This is a genomic window from Niallia nealsonii, assembly GCF_002835805.1.
In the GTDB taxonomy this organism is placed as follows: Bacteria; Bacillota; Bacilli; order Bacillales; family Cytobacillaceae; genus Niallia; species Niallia nealsonii.
This window is the reverse complement of the sequence record NZ_PISE01000003.1, coordinates 289215-307322: the sequence shown is the minus strand read 5'-3', so window position 1 is coordinate 307322 and position 18108 is coordinate 289215. Positions and strand designations below refer to the sequence as shown.

14 protein-coding genes are annotated in these 18108 nt (G+C 34.8%); 2 read left to right on the top strand and 12 right to left on the bottom strand.

Features of this window, described 5'->3' with window-relative positions; translation table 11 throughout:
* Nucleotides 1–30 precede the first annotated feature (30 nt).
* The 4 genes from CWS01_RS01925 to CWS01_RS01910 form a co-directional block, all read right to left on the bottom strand.
* Nucleotides 31–1656: a response regulator gene (locus CWS01_RS01925; RefSeq protein ID WP_168714350.1), complete on the bottom strand. Its 1626-nt coding sequence runs from the start codon at nucleotides 1654–1656 to the stop codon at nucleotides 31–33.
* A gap of 17 nt (nucleotides 1657–1673) precedes the next feature.
* Entirely contained in the window at nucleotides 1674–3461 is a 1788-nt protein-coding gene (locus CWS01_RS01920) for a cache domain-containing sensor histidine kinase (RefSeq protein ID WP_168714349.1), read from the bottom strand.
* A complete protein-coding gene (locus tag CWS01_RS01915; RefSeq protein WP_101175348.1) occupies nucleotides 3451–4479 on the bottom strand; it encodes an autoinducer 2 ABC transporter substrate-binding protein in 1029 nt (342 codons plus the stop codon). Before CWS01_RS01915 ends, CWS01_RS01920 begins: the two co-directional genes overlap by 11 nt.
* 375 nt (nucleotides 4480–4854) lie before the next feature.
* Nucleotides 4855–6924, bottom strand: a complete 2070-nt coding sequence (locus CWS01_RS01910; protein WP_101175347.1) for a bifunctional aldolase/short-chain dehydrogenase — start codon at nucleotides 6922–6924, stop codon at nucleotides 4855–4857.
* Nucleotides 6925–7835: 911 nt separating this feature from the next.
* Here CWS01_RS01910 and CWS01_RS23375 point away from each other — a divergent pair.
* Complete coding sequence (locus CWS01_RS23375) at nucleotides 7836–8096, top strand: AGE family epimerase/isomerase (protein WP_101175346.1); 261 nt, start codon at nucleotides 7836–7838, stop codon at nucleotides 8094–8096.
* Nucleotides 8097–8132: 36 nt separating this feature from the next.
* Here the strand turns inward: CWS01_RS23375 and CWS01_RS01900 are convergent, their stop codons facing one another.
* Together CWS01_RS01900 and CWS01_RS01895 are read right to left on the bottom strand one after the other, a co-directional pair.
* Nucleotides 8133–8453, bottom strand: coding sequence for a YnfA family protein (locus CWS01_RS01900; protein ID WP_101175345.1), 321 nt, complete (start codon nucleotides 8451–8453; stop codon nucleotides 8133–8135).
* A gap of 303 nt (nucleotides 8454–8756) precedes the next feature.
* A complete protein-coding gene (locus CWS01_RS01895) occupies nucleotides 8757–8873 on the bottom strand; it encodes a DUF4023 domain-containing protein (RefSeq protein WP_101175344.1) in 117 nt (38 codons plus the stop codon).
* Between the two features lie 927 nt (nucleotides 8874–9800).
* Between CWS01_RS01895 and CWS01_RS01890 the strand changes: the two genes are divergently transcribed.
* Nucleotides 9801–11294, top strand: a complete 1494-nt coding sequence (locus CWS01_RS01890; protein ID WP_101175343.1) for a peptide MFS transporter — start codon at nucleotides 9801–9803, stop codon at nucleotides 11292–11294.
* A 517-nt stretch (nucleotides 11295–11811) separates the two neighbouring features.
* Here the strand turns inward: CWS01_RS01890 and CWS01_RS01885 are convergent.
* The 6 genes from CWS01_RS01885 to nagA form a co-directional block, all read right to left on the bottom strand.
* On the bottom strand, nucleotides 11812–12354 hold the full coding sequence (locus tag CWS01_RS01885; RefSeq protein ID WP_101175342.1) for a sigma-70 family RNA polymerase sigma factor: 543 nt from the start codon (nucleotides 12352–12354) through the stop codon (nucleotides 11812–11814).
* Between the two features lie 314 nt (nucleotides 12355–12668).
* The gene (gene nagE, locus CWS01_RS01880) at nucleotides 12669–14126 is read right to left on the bottom strand and encodes an N-acetylglucosamine-specific PTS transporter subunit IIBC (RefSeq protein ID WP_101175341.1); all 1458 of its coding nucleotides are present in this window, start codon (nucleotides 14124–14126) and stop codon (nucleotides 12669–12671) included.
* Between the two features lie 130 nt (nucleotides 14127–14256).
* The gene (gene murQ / locus CWS01_RS01875) at nucleotides 14257–15165 is read right to left on the bottom strand and encodes an N-acetylmuramic acid 6-phosphate etherase (protein WP_101175340.1); all 909 of its coding nucleotides are present in this window, start codon (nucleotides 15163–15165) and stop codon (nucleotides 14257–14259) included.
* Nucleotides 15162–15887 carry a GntR family transcriptional regulator gene (locus tag CWS01_RS01870; protein ID WP_101175339.1) on the bottom strand — a complete coding sequence of 242 codons (726 nt, stop codon included), beginning with the start codon at nucleotides 15885–15887 and terminating at the stop codon, nucleotides 15162–15164. The genes murQ and CWS01_RS01870 overlap by 4 nt, the downstream gene beginning before the upstream one ends.
* Complete coding sequence (nagB, locus tag CWS01_RS01865; RefSeq protein ID WP_101175338.1) at nucleotides 15884–16618, bottom strand: glucosamine-6-phosphate deaminase; 735 nt, start codon at nucleotides 16616–16618, stop codon at nucleotides 15884–15886. The genes CWS01_RS01870 and nagB overlap by 4 nt, the downstream gene beginning before the upstream one ends.
* A complete protein-coding gene (nagA, locus tag CWS01_RS01860; RefSeq protein WP_101175337.1) occupies nucleotides 16619–17824 on the bottom strand; it encodes an N-acetylglucosamine-6-phosphate deacetylase in 1206 nt (401 codons plus the stop codon).
* Nucleotides 17825–18108 lie beyond the last annotated feature (284 nt).

Here is an 18108-nt window from a genome sequence, read left to right as displayed (position 1 = left end):
CTGCTTATAAGGGAGATAGATTCGGTAAATTTATATATTTTTTTCTTCTATTCTATTTTTCTCTTTAAACTTAGAAGGCAAATAACTGTAATGTTTCTTAAATAGTTTGCTGAAATACTTTGTATCAGAATATCCAACTTTTTCTGCAATCTCATAAACTTTTAAATTTGTCGCAATCAGCAGCTGCTTCGCCTTTTGCAGCCGTTTTCGAGTAATATAATCCAGAACTGTTTCTCCTGTTTGACTTTTGAATATTTCACAAAAATAGGTTGGGTTTAAATACACTTCTTTGGCGATTTTTTCAATCTTTATATTTTCATGAAGATGATCATTAATCCACTTTTTCCCTCGAACTACCGGGTCTCCTTGCTGCTCTTGAAAAATTATTTCTAACTGTTCTATTACCCGATTAATCCATGAACCAATCATTAGCTGTAATTTTTCCAAAGATTCAGATGTTTTAGTAAAGGTTAATCCTTCTTGAATAAAAGGAATATTCATTTGTATGGAGGTTCCCTGAATAGTGGAATAAATAACTTGAATGCATAAGTTTTGAACATTTTGTTCTAATTCTTCTATAGAGGCAGATTTCTTCAGTACATAGAAGTAATCTTGCAATAACTCATTCACTTTTTGTTTTTCTATTCTTTCTAATGCTAGAGCAATTTGCTTTATTATGCTATTTATCTCATTAGTGGCTTTAAATTCCTTTTGATTCTTATTCATTTGTTCAATTTGCATGGTAGACAATATATGATCTCCACTATACAGCAACCTTATTGATAAATAGGCAGAAATCTTCTCCTTCATTTTTTCTAATAAAGATAAACCCACTGCCTCACTGATTAAGATAAAAATAGTCTGATTCGTTCTTCTACTTAGTTCGAGTTTCATAGTATGCAACAAAGAAACACTAGTTGTCTCTAAAATACTTTCTATACTTCTTTTCTTTTCTCCTAACAAAATCCAAAAAGAATGATCTCCTCCTTTACATTTCCAATAATTTAATTGTTCTGTATGGGCTTTCTCTGCTAAAAAGCGCTCACATATTTCTTCAGCCTCATCCATTGTTCCATCAGAAGAAAAATTATTTACCTTCGCATGTATCAACATATAAGAAGCATCATTAAACCCTATATTCGTCCATTTCTCTTTTGGTATATTTATAGGAGTCTGCCAAATGAATTGAGAAAAAAGTTCTACTTGTTGTGCATAACTTTTCTGCTCTGAATTTTGCTTTAATCCTTCATATGCAATGTTTTGCTGTTTTCCTTCTATTATTTTTCTTTTTACTTTATCCAACTGTTCCATAAATTCATCTCGATCAATTGGCTTTAGTAAATAATCAGACGCTCCTTCTCTAATCGCTGTTTGCAAAAAAGTAAAATCATCAAATCCACTTATAACAATCGCCTCAAAATTCGTGGATTTTTTTAATTCTTTTATTAAAGTCAAACCATCCATTAATGGCATTTTCACATCTGTAATTAACAAATCAAAATAAAAAGGGGCTGCTTGATAATATTCTAAAAAATTTTTTCCATTATTATATGTTTCTACTACTTCCCATTCCTCCCCACACGAGCTTACAATCCGTTCTATTCCTTGACGAATTCTTGTTTCATCATCTACAATTACAACTTTGATGTTGTCCATGTAATCTCCCCTGTCCATCAGGTTTCATCTATCTTTAATGTAGGAATATTAATAATTATTTCTGTTCCTTGATTCTCTTCACTTTTTATTTGAATGCCATATTGTTTGCCATAAGCCATTTGCAATCTTCCATGGACATTTACTAGTCCAAAACCCGACGCCCTTTTCTCTGAGGGATTCCCATCTAGCGTTTGCATAATTTTATGTAAGTCATCTTTTTTAATTCCAGGTCCGTTATCTTTTATATGATAAATAATTTCTTTTTTTTCGTGATCTTTATAATAGATATAAATCTCCATTATTAATTTTTCTTCTTGCTCTAATCCATACTTAATGCTGTTTTCAATAATGGGCTGCAAAATAAATTTTGGGGTCGTATATACTTTTGATTCCATTGTTTCCTCAATAAAAAACTCTAATCTTTCTTCAAATCTTATTTTTTGAATAGTCAAAAAATCTTTCATATGCAGAATTTCTTGAGATATTGGAACAAAAGATGCTTTATTGCTGATCGAATAGCGAAGCATTCTCCCTAAGATTGTAACCATTTTGACAACCGTTTTATTATCATTGCTTTCTACTGCCATTCCGATGGTTTCTAATGTATTGTACATAAAATGGGGATTAATTTGAGACTGCAAAGCATATAATTCTGCTTCCTTATGTTTAAGTTCCAGTTGGTATTTTTCCCTTATCAATTCTTTAATTTTTAAAACCATTGATTGAAAATTTTTTGCAAGCAGTCCTATTTCATCTTGAGAACGAATAGTAATATCTGCTTGAAAATCTCCCTGCTCCACTTTTTTCATTATTTTTGTTAATTTATGCAATGGATTAGCGACATTCCAAGCAAGAATAACCGATAATATCGTACTAATGAGAACAAATACAACAAATAGAATAATCGTCGCATTTCTAGCCATATCCGTTTTTTCTGTTAAAACACTTACTTTTACACGGTGAAAAATGGTCCAATTAACGCTATCTAATCGCTGCATGCTTATTAGATAATTTTGATTATGGCTCGTTGTGCGAATACTTCCGTTAATTAAGGGATATTTTAATTTATCTTTAAATGTAGAGCCGATTTTCTTGGGATTTGTGTGGTAGATCATTCGATTATGTTCATCTGTAATCCAAATATCTGATTGATTTTTATTCTCTAATTTTTCTACTATGTCTTTAATAAATTGTATATCGACTGCTAAAAAAATATTGCCTATTTTTTTTCTATTATCTACATCAATTAAATCTTTCATAATTAATATATATGGTGGATTGCCTTCAAATGATAATGATGTTTCATTAGGGAGAATCATTTTTGTCTGTCCATTTAAATTGATTTCTTGGCCATACGGCAAATTTTCATAAAAATCAAAAGAAGTATAGCTAATTCTTGTACTTTGAAACAGGCGATTATGGGAAACAATAAAAACGCCTAGAACCCCTTCTTTGCCTCCTTTAATATACGATTTTGATAAATAGCTGTTTACTTGAAATTGATCCTTTAAAAGTTCAGATGTATTTGCATACTTATCTTTCCTTAATATCTCAATGACTTGGGGAGAATTGTACAGCATTTCATTTATTTGCTGGAAACTTTTCATTTGATTTTCAATATCTTCGCTCGATTGTTCTAAAACAAGCGGGAGATATTCGCCAACCTGTTCTTCAATAGAAGAAGTGTACTGGCTATAAAGGATGTATCCAAGAATTGCCACAGGTATTACTGTTAGAATCATATAGGAAATAATCAATTTTGTGCGCAGACGATAATTTTTAAACTCATACCATTTAAAAGTCATATTGATCCACATTATCCTTTGTAAAATCAATAGGATCGCCCATAATAATTGCATCGCCTTTTCTAGTTATTTTTCCCACCCCATTAATATCTTGGCGATCATATGGCGAGATATCGCGCAAAAGATTAACTGCAATTGAAACTGTTAAATACCCGAGTTTTTTGGGACTCCATAATGTAATCATCTGTGCAGTTCCATCCTTTAAATATTCATTCATAGAATTAGGAGGAGAAAGGCCAACAACCGCTACTTTCCCTTGTTTTTCCTCTTCCTTAATTGCTTTTGAAATGCTTGGCGGCCCTACAGAAGAACCACCAATAATCCCTTTTATATTTGGATATTTTTTCAATATTTCTTTTGCCGCTAGGTAAGCCTTCCGAGGATTATCATCTGATTCTGCTAATTTTACAAGTTCCATATTCGGGTACTTATCCCTCTGTTGTATCTGAATCCAATCCACCCATTCCTTTACATTGGCAGCAGATGTAGATCCAGTGATAATAGCATAGCTTCCTTTTTCATTTAATGCCCATGCGAGCGTATCCATTATATGTCTCCCCAATACTTCAGGATCAACCATATTAATAAAGAACTCTCTTCCCTCTTGCTGTACATCTGAATCCCATGTAAATACTCTAACTCCCTGGCTTTTTGCTTTTAATAAGACTGGAATTAGATCTTCAGGATCATTTGCAGAAACAGCCAGCACATCTACATTTTTTTCTATCAATTCATCAATTATTTTAATTTGCTGCTTTGAATCAGCTACTGTTGGTCCAATATACATTACCTCTACACCCAAATCTTTTCCTGCCTCTAGTGCCCCTTCCTCAACTGCAGTAAAGTACGGAATATTTTCCACTTTGGGAACAACGCCGATTGTGTATTTTTCTGTTTCCTTTATCGCATTTTCCTTAGAATTTAATTTTTCTTTTATATAGACTATTTTGTAATCGCCACTACTGCAACCGCTTACAAATAAGAGTAAAATAATAAATAATGCTTGCCTTTTTTTCACATTTCCCCTCCATCCGCCTCTATATTATTTCTCTGCTTTGTGCGTATCTGAATCTAATCTTAGTATATATGGGGGGACTGTTCTTTTCTATCCTTTTCGCTATATTTCACTGTATTTTATAAATTAGTATTCTATATCATGGTTAAAACAGGTGGATTGGAGTGAAAGTTGCGAGACTCCTTTGGGATGAGCGGGACAGGTGAGACTCTGCAAGGCACAGCCTGACCTGAGGAGGCTCACCGCCCGTCCCACGGAAAGCGAGCATCCGGGAACGGAAATCACCTACTTCTTTCAAAGCAACAAAGTTTACGAAAACAACAAAAGAGAAAGAGCAAAATGCAAGCTCTTCCTCTCTCCTATTTCTCCTGGGCTAACTTATCTCGTAAACGCTGCCGGTACACCGCCGTCTACTGTCAACATACATCCAGTTGTTTTGTCAGCCTTTGATGAAGCAAAAAAGGCAATGGATTCAGCAATATCTCTTGGATAGATATTCACTAATAACGTTGTACGTTTACGGTAATGATCTTCTAATTGATCTGGTTCGATGCCATAAGCTGCGGCTCTTTCTTCACGCCATCTTGATCCCCATATTGCTGAGCCTTGAAGCACTGCATCAGGAAGCACGGAATTTACACGAATTCCAAACTCTCCTCCTTCTGCTGCAATGCATCTTGCCAAATGTGTTTCCATTGCTTTTACAGAACTGTATGCAGCTGCATTTTTCCCAGCATATACGGAGTTTTTGGAACCGATAAATACCATATTTCCGCCGATTCCTTGTTCTTTCATGTGTTTAAATGCTTCTCTTGCTACTAAGAAATAACCTGTTCCTAGTACATTCATGTTTAGATTCCACTCTTTTAATGTTGTTTCATCAAATGGACTAGATGTTGCAAGACCAGCATTATTGACAATAATATCAACACCACCGAATGTAAGTGCAGTCTTTTTAAATGCTTCTTGTACAGCTTCTTCACTTGTCACATCCATTTTTACAGCAAGAGCTCTGCCTTCTCCGTATGTTTCATTAATTTCTGCCGCAACTTTTTCAGCGCCTTCCAGATTTAAATCTGCAAGTACAACATGTGCTCCTTCAGAAGCGAACAACCTGCTCGTCTCACTGCCAATTCCGCCGGCTCCACCTGTAATAAAAGCAATTTTTCTTGAAAATTCGCTTTCAGCTGGAGCTAAAGATAATTTATATAGCTCTAATGGCCAGTATTCTACATTAAAGGACTCATTTTCATTAAGAGATACGAATTCCCCTAAAGCCGTAGCACCCTTCATCACAGAAATGGCACGGTGATATAATGCACCACTTACATTTGCCATGGGAACATTTTTTCCTGTGTTCACCATTCCAATACCTGGGATTAAAATAACACGTGGTGCTGGCTCAAACATTTTATCGCCTTCATTTTTATTTCTGTCAAAATATGCTGCATATTCTTCTTTAAAACGTTGAACTCCAGCCTTAATATTATCTTTTAATACATTCATATCTTTTGTTGATGGCTCCCACTCAATAAATAGTGGTTTCATTTTAGTATGGACTAAATGATCAGGGCAGGCTGCACCTACTTGTGAAAGAGTCGGAGCATCATAGCTATTTACAAACTCCAGAATATCTTCTCCTCTGTCAAACGTTAACAACATTTTCTTTTCATCGCTTACTGCACCACGAATTACTGGCATCACAGCAGCTAAAATATCCTTTGCTTCTTCCTCTTCTAATGATTCAAATTTTGCTCCGCCAAATACTTTGCCAGCAACAATCTTGCTATTAATATAGTTTTCTGCTTCATTAATAATAGCAATAGTTTTTTCATAGCTTTCTTGAGCCGTATCTCCCCATACTACTAATCCATGTTTTTCCATCAATACTAATTCCGCATTTGGATTATTTTTTACTCCTTCTGCAATCATTTTTGATAAAGTAAATCCTGGGCGGATGTATGGAACCCATACAAAACGATTGCCATAGATTTCTTCTGCAATTTGTTTTCCATTATCTGCACAGCATAAACTGATAATAGCATCAGGATGTGTATGATCCACATGTTTATATGGTAAAAACGCGTGTAATAGTGTTTCAATAGATGCACGAGGATGTGTACTGTCAATCATGCAATGTGCTAAATACGACACCATTTCTTCATCAGGCATTTCCTCTTTTTCTATTAATAGACAAATATCATCCATTTTTAACCCTGTGAAGTTTTGCGCTTTCATTGTAGCTAGATCGGATCCGCTTCCTTTTACCCACATTACTTCCACATCACGGCCGCGAAAATCCTTTTCAATTGTTTTCATCGATGTATTTCCGCCACCCCAATTGCATACTGCTCTATCTGTTCCAATTAAATTGGAGCGATATACCAATTCATCTAACCCCTTAGATAACTGCGAAGCCTTTTCGTTCTCCCATAAGCTTTTGACCATTGTGTTGACCTCCAAATGTTCATTAATATTTCATCTGCGATTTTCTTTATTTTTTATGGATTTATTTTGTTTTGTTACATTTCAAATATAATTATGCTATCAATCTACTTTTTTTAAAAAACAAGCAACAAAAACAAAAATGAAACCCCTTTCTTAATTTAATTATAATATAATTTTATTTTAATTACACTACTTTTTTTTGTTTATTTTTATTTTATTTTAAAAACAGAAAATTATTATTGGATTTACTTTTGAAAAAAATCTCCTGCTATTTATAAGCTATTGTCACTTATCCCCCGAATGCTAATAGTATATATAATGTTTCAGCCTAAAATAAAAAGGCATATAATAAACAAACAGTAAAAACGGCGATATAAACATGACACAAAGATTGCATCTATTTATAACATCATAGAGACACATTTTTGGGATGAAAAGCATCAACTATACATCGATGCATTTAATGAAGATTGGAGTAAGGTTCTCCTTATAGAGGATAAAATGCCAATATGCATATGTGTGAAGCATTAATAGCTGCATATAAAGCATTAGGGGATTTAAAAAATATATACTATTGCCAATCGTCTTATTCGAGAAATTGCTCCACAATCGAATGGAACAAACTTCTTTTAATAGTAGCAAGGCATATCCATGAACAATGGCTGATAGATAAAGTGAAACTTCAATCAGTGGGGGTTTTTCCATCCCCCGCTAATTGTTAGTTGCACCAATCGGGCTTTTACAGGCAGTTGTCCCCCATCTAAATTCCTCATTTCTTCCTATAATTTGGAAGTGTGAGTCAAAAGCCCGTTAATGTGGGATAAAACCATTCAATTATATAACCTAGCATTATCTAAAGGATGGGATTAGCAACTTAGCGGCAGTTTTTCTCTTCAGTAAAAGATGTATCTATTATTGACAGCGATAAAAATTATTGGGTGCAAGCAGAAGCTATCGGATCTCCCATCTTGCTTGCTGAGAAAACTGATTTATTCCTTTATCAAACAAACTATCTTTATCTCCTTCACTGTGTTTGGAATTATTTTATAGACTATGAATATGTTGGCTGGTATCCATTACTAAACTGTCAAAATAAAAGTTACAGCAATATAAAAAGCCCTGTGAATAAAACAATTGCCCATTGTTCTGAAGCTATACGCACCCTTCCCTAAAGACCACATTGCATGTAGTGGTCTTTAGCCTTTCTTCTAATTCCTTGGAGCAAACAAAATAATCGAAGCACCAGCCAAACAAATTGCAGCTCCAAGCCAATCATAAAAATCTGGTGTTTTCTTATCTATTCCCCATCCCCATAATATAGACAAAATAATAAATACCCCACCATATGCCGCATATACTCTCCCAAAGGAAGGAAATGTCTGAAACGTTGCAATAACGCCATAAAGAGCTAAAATAATTCCCCCTAATAAACCAAATAAACCAGATTTTCCTTCCCTCAGCCAAATCCATATAAGATAGCCGCCGCCAATCTCTGCCAAACCTGCCAGTAAAAATAAAAGGATGGTCATTGTATCTTCTTCCTTTCCTTTATGATACTTACAATAATACTATTTTTTGTTTCTTTAAAAACTAGAAATGTCTCATATCTCCAATTAATAGGCATACTAAAAGGGCCCCCAATAAGTCGACTTTTCGGCTATTGGAGGCCCCTTTTCATGGAATTTATCCTTTTGAGACAACTTCTTCGAAATGTAGACAAAGTTCATTTTGCTCAACCTTCAGACTGATCAAAAATATTTGTCCCATCCCAAAAATGGAACTGCTGAGTTTAAGCCATGAAGCAAACAGCATTTGTCGAAAGACTGAAAAACTTAATGTTGTTTATTAGGAAGTTTTTTTTCAGGATGTCCTTTTCCATGATTCTTATTTTTTTCTTGTTTTTTTTGATTTTCCTTTAATTCTTCCACAAATTCATGTGTATTTTCCATTTTATTCTCTCCTTTTTTCTATTTACGAAAAATTCATTTTCTTTTTCTATCGTTTGATAGTTCCTAATTGCTTAATGATTTTTGAATATCATTTTCACTACATCCAACTATATTTCTTCATGTCTGACTATTTGCATTATTGGATGTCACTGATTTTCCATTCACTCTTTTTCTTAAGTAAAATCCAATAATACAACAGTTATTATGCCGCTAATAACTCCAATTAATCCCCAAATAATTGGTTCTAAATATGGTACACATCTATAAGTTGGACCCCAAAGCATACTAATGAAATAATTCATGTCTAGAAATCAGTAAGATTTCAGCCCCCATTTCTTCCATTCATTTACTATCTTTTTATAGAAATGATAATAGTCAACTGTCGCATCATCATTTGTTCCTTCAGCTGTTTTTCCAAGCAGTTTTCAGAAAATGTCTTCATTCGTTCTCCCTATTCCCTATTCATTATAAAAATTCATTTCACTTTAGCTGAACGTTCTACTCTTTCTAGTGCAAATATAGAGAATCTTTATAGTTTAACTTTCTAAATAAAGTGAAACTTCAATCAGTAGTTTTTTTTCCATCCTCTGCTGATTGTTAGTTGAACCAATCGGGTTTTTACGGGCAGTTGTGCCCCACCTGAATCCCTCATTTCTTCTCATACTTTTGAGGTGGGATTAAAAGCCCGTTAATGCGGGATTAATATACTTTTCACAGAAAAACCCTTATTATAATTATTTTAAAATAAATATTATGGAATTTAATTATTAAAAATATGCAATCGACCATTTATCTTTCAAATTAGAATTTTCCTTCTTTTCTAATAAATAATTATATTATTTCCTATTTTATAATTATTTTAAAATTCACTTTGACAAAACAAACTTTCAACTAGTATTATATTAAAATAATAGAGGAGGTTTCATTATGTCAGGAATAAATAAACAGAAAATTGTGGACAGTGTTCCTCAAAAGGGTTTTTTCGGACATCCTAAAGGATTATTCACACTTTTCTTTACAGAGTTTTGGGAGAGGTTCTCCTATTACGGAATGCGCGCTATTCTTGTTTACTATATGTACTATGAAGTAACAAAAGGCGGATTAGGCATTCCAGAAAACACAGCACTTGCCATTATGTCTATCTACGGGTCACTAGTATACATGTCAGGTATTATTGGCGGCTGGTTAGCTGATAGAATATTCGGGACAAGCAAAGCTGTATTTTATGGCGGAATTTTTATTATGCTTGGACATATTGTTCTTGCCATTCCTGGAAGTGTTTCCTTATTTTTTGTCAGTATGGTGCTGATTGTAATTGGTACAGGTTTATTAAAGCCAAATGTATCAAGCATTGTTGGAGAAATTTACAGTGAAAAAGATAATCGCCGCGATTCTGGCTTTAGTATTTTTTATATGGGTATTAACCTTGGTGGTTTCCTTTCACCGCTAGTTGTCGGAAAAATCGGAATGGATTATAATTTCCATGTAGGATTTGCATTGGCAGCCATCGGGATGCTCCTTGGACTAATAGTATTTGTCACTACAAAGAAAAAAAATCTTGGTCTTGCTGGTACAACTGTTCCAAGTCCTTTATCACAAGAGGAAAAGAAAAAATACTATGGCATTTTTGGTGCCGCAATTATAATAATAGCAATAATTCTAGCCATTACTATTCCAGCTGGCTATTTAACATTTAATTCTTTTGTAGCATTAATTGGAATTTTAGGTTTCTTAATTCCTGCCATTTATATAACAGTTATGTATCGCAGTCCAAAAACTACTGCTGTAGAACGTTCAAGATTACTTGCCTACATCCCGCTGTTTTTAGCATCTGTTATGTTCTGGGCTATTCAAGAGCAAGGCTCAACTATCCTAGCTAACTATGCGGATAAACGTACCCAATTAGAAATTGCTGGGTTCAGTATTTCACCAGCCTTTTTCCAATCATTAAATCCAATGTTTATCATTATTTTCGCACCTACATTTGCATGGATTTGGGTAAAACTTGGCGATCGTCAGCCATCTATTCCAAAAAAGTTTTCAATTGGTTTATTATTTGCTGGACTATCTTTTTTAGTCATTCTATTGCCAGCTTATTTAGGTGGTCAAGATTCTTTAGTAAATCCATTATGGCTCGTACTTAGCTATTTTATCGTCGTAGTGGGAGAACTTTGTTTATCCCCTGTTGGATTATCTGCTACAACAAAATTAGCTCCAGCAGCATTTTCAGCACAAACAATGAGCCTTTGGTTCTTATCAAATGCTGCTGCACAAGCATTAAATGCACAAATCGTTAAATTCTATACACCGCAAACAGAAATGATGTATTTCGGTATTATTGGTGGAGCTTCCATTGTTTTAAGTATTATTTTATTTGCCATTTCTCCAATGATTCAAAAACACATGAAGGGCATTAAATAGTAACAAACAAGGACAAAATTCAAGTCGATTTTTCCGACTTGAGTTTTGTCCTTTTCTTTCATATATATCCATCTAAATGTTTATCTGCGGCATTTATATTACTTCTCATATAACGATAATCTATATTTTAATTAAGGAAAACTTCCATTAGTGGGTGGCAAAAGCCCGTTAACGCATGATAAAAATGAAACCATCAGTAATTTTCCTGCCACATGCCCATATTCTCTATCGATATATTTACTTTTGGAGCATGAATTTTTCCCTTCCAAAACAACACAATTCCCTTTTAGCTGCTTAAATTGAATGCTTTTGATGATAACATCCCTCTCATTGTTCCTTTCTTTATTTACTGAAAAGCTCAAAAAATTCTTTATGCCTTACAATAATTTCTTTACAAATTTCTAAACCTGGTTAGCTTCCTTTTGTGGTTCATTTTTTCTTTTGGCTGGCATTGCAAAAAGAAAAAACACACAGTTCCCTCACCATTCAATTTAACTGTCCCATTAATATTGTCCTATTATACCGTCGAAAAAGATTCTGTATTATCGTCTTTCTTCTGCTCACTGCTCATATATCTTCGCAGTACCTTTAACGCCCTGTGCTGCGTTATTTTCACCTTACTTTCCGACCAACCTAAATACTCAGCTGTCTCTACAATAGAAAATTCATGCATATACCGAACTAAAATCACAAGTCTTTGGTCTATTGTGCAATGTTTTAGAGAATCATTAATCCAAAATAGATTCTCCTTCTTTAAGGCAATTTCTTCAGGCAGTGCGCTTTCATCTGGCATTTTCGCCAATTCCTCGAGCTGCGGGCTGCAATCGTAAACTCCAAAAGATTTTTGCTTGCGAAAATGATCTACCGCAATATTTTTAGCTATTGTATAAAGCCATGTTTTTTCACTGCTTTTGCCTTTAAAACCACTCTGTGTTTTTAATACACGCATAAATACTTCCTGTACCAAATCTTCTGCTTGTTCTTTTTTCACTCCCATAAATAACAAAAAGTGTAAAACATCATGACTATATCTTATATATAGATCTTCAATAGAAGACAATTCCCCCACCCCTATAATTATTTCATTGTTATTTATCGCATAGGAAAAAACTCTAAAAATCATATGTATTCTGTATCCGCTATATACCAGTATTTTTCTATTTTTTTAAACACTAATCATCACTCACTATTACTATCACAATCTTTAAACTACATAAAAAGTCACAAAAAAGTAACATTATTTTATTCTTATTGTAACTATTATGTAATATTTATACCATATTTAGGAGAATTCGTCTGTTTTAAAACAAAAAAAGACGATAAAACAATGTATTTTTGTTTTATCGTCCTTTTTTTCATGTAGGATACAATTAACTATTGTCTCCTAATTTTATCTATTTCATCTGCCACAAACTGCACTTGTGTTCCAACAATTACTTGAATACTTGTTGGTCCGATAATATTAATTCCTGGAACACCTGTCGCTTTGATTTTTTGCTGATTTACTTTCTCCATTTCCTTTACTTCTATGCGCAAACGAGTAACACAATTGTCGACAGAAGCAACATTGCTGTCGCCGCCAAGTCCTGCGTAAATTTCAGAAGCCATATAGGCAAATTTATTTTCAGAGGATGATACTGCTACTTGTTCTGCAGCTTCATTCTCTTCCTCAATCTCTTCTTCTCTTCCTGGTGTATTTAACTGAAACTTCGTAATTAAAAAGCGGAATATAGAATAATAAATAACAGCAAACACTAAACCTTGCACGATCAGCATAAATGGTTTATTGGCTAATGGAAGTCTAGAGCTTAATGTAAAATCAACAAGGCCTGCACTGAATCCAAAACCTGCTGTCCAGTGAAAAGCTGCTGCAACAGCTAAAGATAGACCTGTAAGAACTGCATGTACAATATACAGCATTGGTGCAGCGAACATAAAGGCAAACTCAAGGGGCTCTGTTACTCCTGTAAAAAATGCTGCAAAGCCGGCTGCTAACATTAAGGAAGCAACTTGTTTTTTTCTTTTTGTTTTTGCTGTATGATACATTGCTAGAGCTGCTGCTGGCAAACCAAACATCATCACAGGGAAAAATCCAGCTTGATACATGCCCGTAACCCCTTTGGTTCCTTCTCCAGCCCAGAATTTCCCGATATCATTTATGCCTGCTAAATCAAACCAAAACACTGCATTTAAAGCATGATGCAAACCGGTAGGTATTAATAATCGGTTAAAGAAACCATAAAGTCCTGCACCAATTGCACCTAGTTTACTGATTGCTTCCCCAAAATTAACCAGTCCTGAAAAGACAAGGGGCCAAACAAAATATAAGATAGCGGAAATAGCCAGCATCGAAACAGCACTCATAATCGGCACTAATCTTTTTCCGCTAAAAAATGCTAGAGCTTGAGGCAGCTGAACTTGGCTAAAACGATTATACATGACAGAAGCAACAATACCTGATAGCATTCCAATAAAGGCATTATTAATTTTTGAAAATGCCATATTGACGTTTTCTGGATCAACGCCTTGCAGCATCGCAACTGTATTTGTAGACAATAATGTCGTTACAACAAGAAATGCGACTAGCCCGCTTAATGCAGCAGAACCATCTTTATCTTTAGACATTCCAAGTGCCACCCCAACTGCAAATAAGAACGGAATATTATCAATAATCGAAGAGCCAGCTTTAATTAAAAATGCAGCAGCAGGACTCCCAGCTCCCCATCCTGCGGGATCAATCCAATAGCCAATTCCCATAAGTATCGCTGCTGCTGGCAAAACAGCAACAGGCAGCATTAGCGCACGACCTATCTTTTGCAAATATGATTTCATAAAAAGTTCCCCTTTACCCAAGTATTTTCTATTACTGAATACATGCACTACTGAATAATCCTGCTGCATTATATTTCATTTTATGAATCACATACGTTATTATTTTTCCAATATTCCACCTTTGCTGCTCCTACACTCCTTTCTTTAAATATTGCTGAACTGCTTTTTTTAAATGTCCATTTGTCTGCGCCAAATAATAAGATGCATCTTTAGTTGTTCCATCTGTAAGCACCGTAAAAAGGGCAGACTTTAAATCAAATGCATTTTCCATCAGTGCATTCAAAGCAGCTTGTTCTGGAATATCCGTTATGTTCATCAGTGCTTGAACAGCACGTTTCACTAATTTTTTATTAATAAGCTTCATATCTACCATTTCATTTTGATAGACTTTTCCTAAGCGAACCATTGTTGCGGTAGACAGCATATTTAATATCATTTTTTGAGAGGTCCCTGCTTTTAATCTAGTTGACCCTCGGATTACTTCCGCTCCTGTTGCTGCTTCAATGCCATAATCGCAAATAGCTGAAAGTGCTGTATCTTTATTATTGCTGATGCCTATCGCTAAAGCGGACAATTCATTCGCATATTGAACGGCGGCAAGAACAAATGGTGTAGATCCGCTTGCTGTGACTCCTATAACGATATCTGACTCTCCAAAAGAGTAACGCTTTAATTCTGCGATAATTTCTTTTTCATCATCTTCCGTTTCTTCTAGCGATTGCAGCATCGCTTCCTTTCCCCCAGCTACAAGACCAATCCAGCGATCTTGTTCAATAGAGAAAGTCGGCCCCAATTCAACTGCATCGACCATTCCTAAACGGCCACTTGTACCTGCACCAACTACAAAACATCTGCCCCCCATTTTCCACCTTTCTGCAATCGCATCTACTGCATGCGCAATAATCGGCAGGGCTTCATTCACTGTTTTCGCTATCTTTTCATCTTCTTGATTCATAAACTGAATAATTTCTAATGAACTCCATTCATCTAACTGAACACTCTCCTGGTTTGTCTGTTCTGTAGCATTTTGTTTGTTCATTCTTGTCCCCTCTTCATATCGATTACGAATTTATAGCGATCTCCACGATATATTGATTTTACATATTCAAAAGGAGTACCTGTTTCCAAATAACTATATCTTTCAATAAGCAGTACAGGAGATCCATCCTTTAACTCTAATAGGGGGCTTTCATTTTTTTGTGAAAGAGATGATTCTAATGTTTGTGTCGCATGGCTTATTTTTAGCTGTAATGAGTTTTCTACATATTCATAGAGAGAAGCATGAACAATTTCTTTCGTTAAGCCTTTAATTAAATCACATGGCAAATAAGATGTTTCAAGTGCCATTGGAATATTATCGGCAAGCCTTAATCTGCGCACTTCATAAACAAGACTTCCCTCTTCTATTTTTAATTTCCCTGCTGTATTTCTATCAGCAGGAATCACTTGAAAATTAAGTATTTTTGTTTGAGGAGTCATTCCTCTTGAACGCATATCCTCAGAAAAACTTGTCAATCCAGATAAAGGCTGCTCTACTTTAGGGGCAGCAACAAACGTTCCTTTTCCTCTTTTCCGAACCAATACGCCTTCGTTTACTAAATTATTAATAGCCTGTCTCACCGTCATTCTGCTAATATCATACTTTTCTGCAAACTCTCTTTCCGAGCTTATTGGATCACCTGTCTTCAAATCTTTAATCAGTTCTTTTATCTCTGTTTCTAGCTGGAAGTAGATCGGAATATGTGAATCCTTGATAATCAACGAAAAACACTTCCTTCTTTTTCTTTTAACACAGATAACGCATCTTGATCTGCTATGATGGTGACATTAGGATGTGTTTTTAATATAGATGCTGGCAAAGATTCATCGACATCCTCTGTTAACACCCTATAAAGAATTTCTGCCTTTTTGCTGCCTGAAACTAGCAGTAATATGTTTTTACTTTGCATAATGGTCGAAATCCCCATCGAAATAGCATGTGTAGGCACTTCATTCATACTAGAAAAATATCTCGCATTTGCTTCTCTAGTAGACTCCGCTAATTGAACGATTCCTGTTTTAGAAGCAAATGGTGTACCAGGCTCATTAAAACCAATATGGCCATTCTCGCCAATTCCAAGTATTTGCAAATCAATGCCGCCAAGTGATGCAATTAGTTCCTCATATTTGTCTCCTTGTTCTTCAGCTGGCAAAAAAGTCTGTTCAATTGGAATGTGAATATGCTTAAATAAATGATTTTTCATATAGTACGCATAACTTTTAGGGTCTTCTTTTGATAAACCGACATATTCGTCTAAATTTACTGTATGCACATTTTGATAAGATGTCTGATTTTGTTCATAATCTTCTTTTAAATATTGATACATTCCAACAGGAGTTCCCCCTGTCGCAAGGCCCAACACTGTGTTTGGTTTGCTTTTTACTTGTTGGATTACTAATGCAGCTGCTTTTTGGCTCATCGTTTCATAGTTTGCTGTTTCAATTAGTTTCATTTACATCTCCTCCAATTTGTTATAAGCAATTTCTCCATTGCAAATAGTCATTACTACTTCATTGTCTTTATTTAATATAGCTAAATCTGCATCCTTGCCTTTTTTTATCGAACCCTTTTTATGAAGTATTCCCAATTGTTTGGCTGGATTATAGGAGCCCATATAAACAGCATCTTCCAAAGAACATCCTGTATAGTTCATGATATTGCGTACTCCTTCATCCATTTTCAACGTACTTCCAGCAAGTGAACCATTTTCTAATAATGCTTTTCCATCTTTCACTATCACTTTTTGTCCGCCCAATGATGAAACGCCGTCATCCATCCATTTGGCACGCATACTGTCCGTTATTAGAACAATGCCTTCTTTTCCTTTTTGCTGATACGTAAGATTGACAACTTGTGGATGAATATGAATGCCATCTACAATCATTTCAATCAGTAATTCTTTATGAAGCAAAGCTGCTCCAGCAACCCCTGGATCACGATGATGCAATCCTCTCATTCCGTTATACAAATGGGTAACATGACTTACTCCTGCTTCTATTCCTCTCAAAACATCTTCATAAAGAGCATCCGTATGGCCCATTGATGCAACAACACCTGTTTCTTTTAAATAAGCAACTAAATCTAGGCCATTTTCTTCTTCAGGTGCTAGCGTTACTAATTTTATGTGATTTCCTGCAATGTTCTGCCACTTTTTAAATAATTCCACATTTGGTTTTTTAATCGCGTGAAGCGGTTGTGCCCCTGCTTTAGCTGATGTAATAAATGGACCTTCTAAATGAACTCCCAATACTTCTGCCATTCCAAACTTTGTTTGACTTGCGATATAGGCAGCTGCATTTTTTAAAGCTGATTCAATTTCCTGCTCTTCTTGAGTCATCGTTGTTGCCAAAAAGCTTGTCGTTCCCTCTTTCGGCAAAGTCGCTGCCATCTTTTCTAAAGCTTTGCGAGTTCCATCCATTACATCAGCATTATATGCGCCATGTATATGAATATCGATCAAACCAGGAATTAGCTTATAGGAATTAGGAAACTCTACTATTTTATCTACTCGCTTTTTATCAGCAGATAGCTCCTCAATTGAACCATATGATTCAATCAAACCATCTACTATTTTTAAATAGCCGCGAGAAATGATAGTTTCTTCTGTATAAATAAAAACATTGGAAAGCAGCATGGATTTTCTGTCTTTTTGTTTCATTGTCATTTCCTTTCCTATTTCACTCATAGTACAAATAACTATATAACTAGATGTCTATACCAGTTACTCTATAAGTAATTCTTATCTTATTAAAAGATAAGAAAAAAAGCATTTGTTTTGTTAGATTATTTAACATAGTTTTTTTAAGATTACTATCAACTACTAAAGTAACCGTTTACATTGTAATTGTAATCTATCCTCTATCAAGTGTCAATTGTCCTTGCCCATTATTTTTCAAAATAATAAAAAGCTTTTAGAAGAAACACATCCATTTAGTTGAATTA

Coding starts and splice junctions, on each gene's coding strand:
- CWS01_RS01925 (WP_168714350.1), bottom strand. CDS start 1,656: ATGGACAACATCAAAGTTGTAATTGTAGATGATGAAACAAGAATTCGT.
- CWS01_RS01920 (WP_168714349.1), bottom strand. CDS start 3,461: ATGACTTTTAAATGGTATGAGTTTAAAAATTATCGTCTGCGCACAAAA.
- CWS01_RS01910 (WP_101175347.1), bottom strand. CDS start 6,924: ATGGTCAAAAGCTTATGGGAGAACGAAAAGGCTTCGCAGTTATCTAAG.
- CWS01_RS01900 (WP_101175345.1), bottom strand. CDS start 8,453: ATGACCATCCTTTTATTTTTACTGGCAGGTTTGGCAGAGATTGGCGGC.
- CWS01_RS01895 (WP_101175344.1), bottom strand. CDS start 8,873: ATGGAAAATACACATGAATTTGTGGAAGAATTAAAGGAAAATCAAAAA.
- CWS01_RS01890 (WP_101175343.1), top strand. CDS start 9,801: ATGTCAGGAATAAATAAACAGAAAATTGTGGACAGTGTTCCTCAAAAG.
- nagE (WP_101175341.1), bottom strand. CDS start 14,126: ATGAAATCATATTTGCAAAAGATAGGTCGTGCGCTAATGCTGCCTGTT.
- murQ (WP_101175340.1), bottom strand. CDS start 15,165: ATGAACAAACAAAATGCTACAGAACAGACAAACCAGGAGAGTGTTCAG.
- nagB (WP_101175338.1), bottom strand. CDS start 16,618: ATGAAACTAATTGAAACAGCAAACTATGAAACGATGAGCCAAAAAGCA.
- nagA (WP_101175337.1), bottom strand. CDS start 17,824: ATGAAACAAAAAGACAGAAAATCCATGCTGCTTTCCAATGTTTTTATT.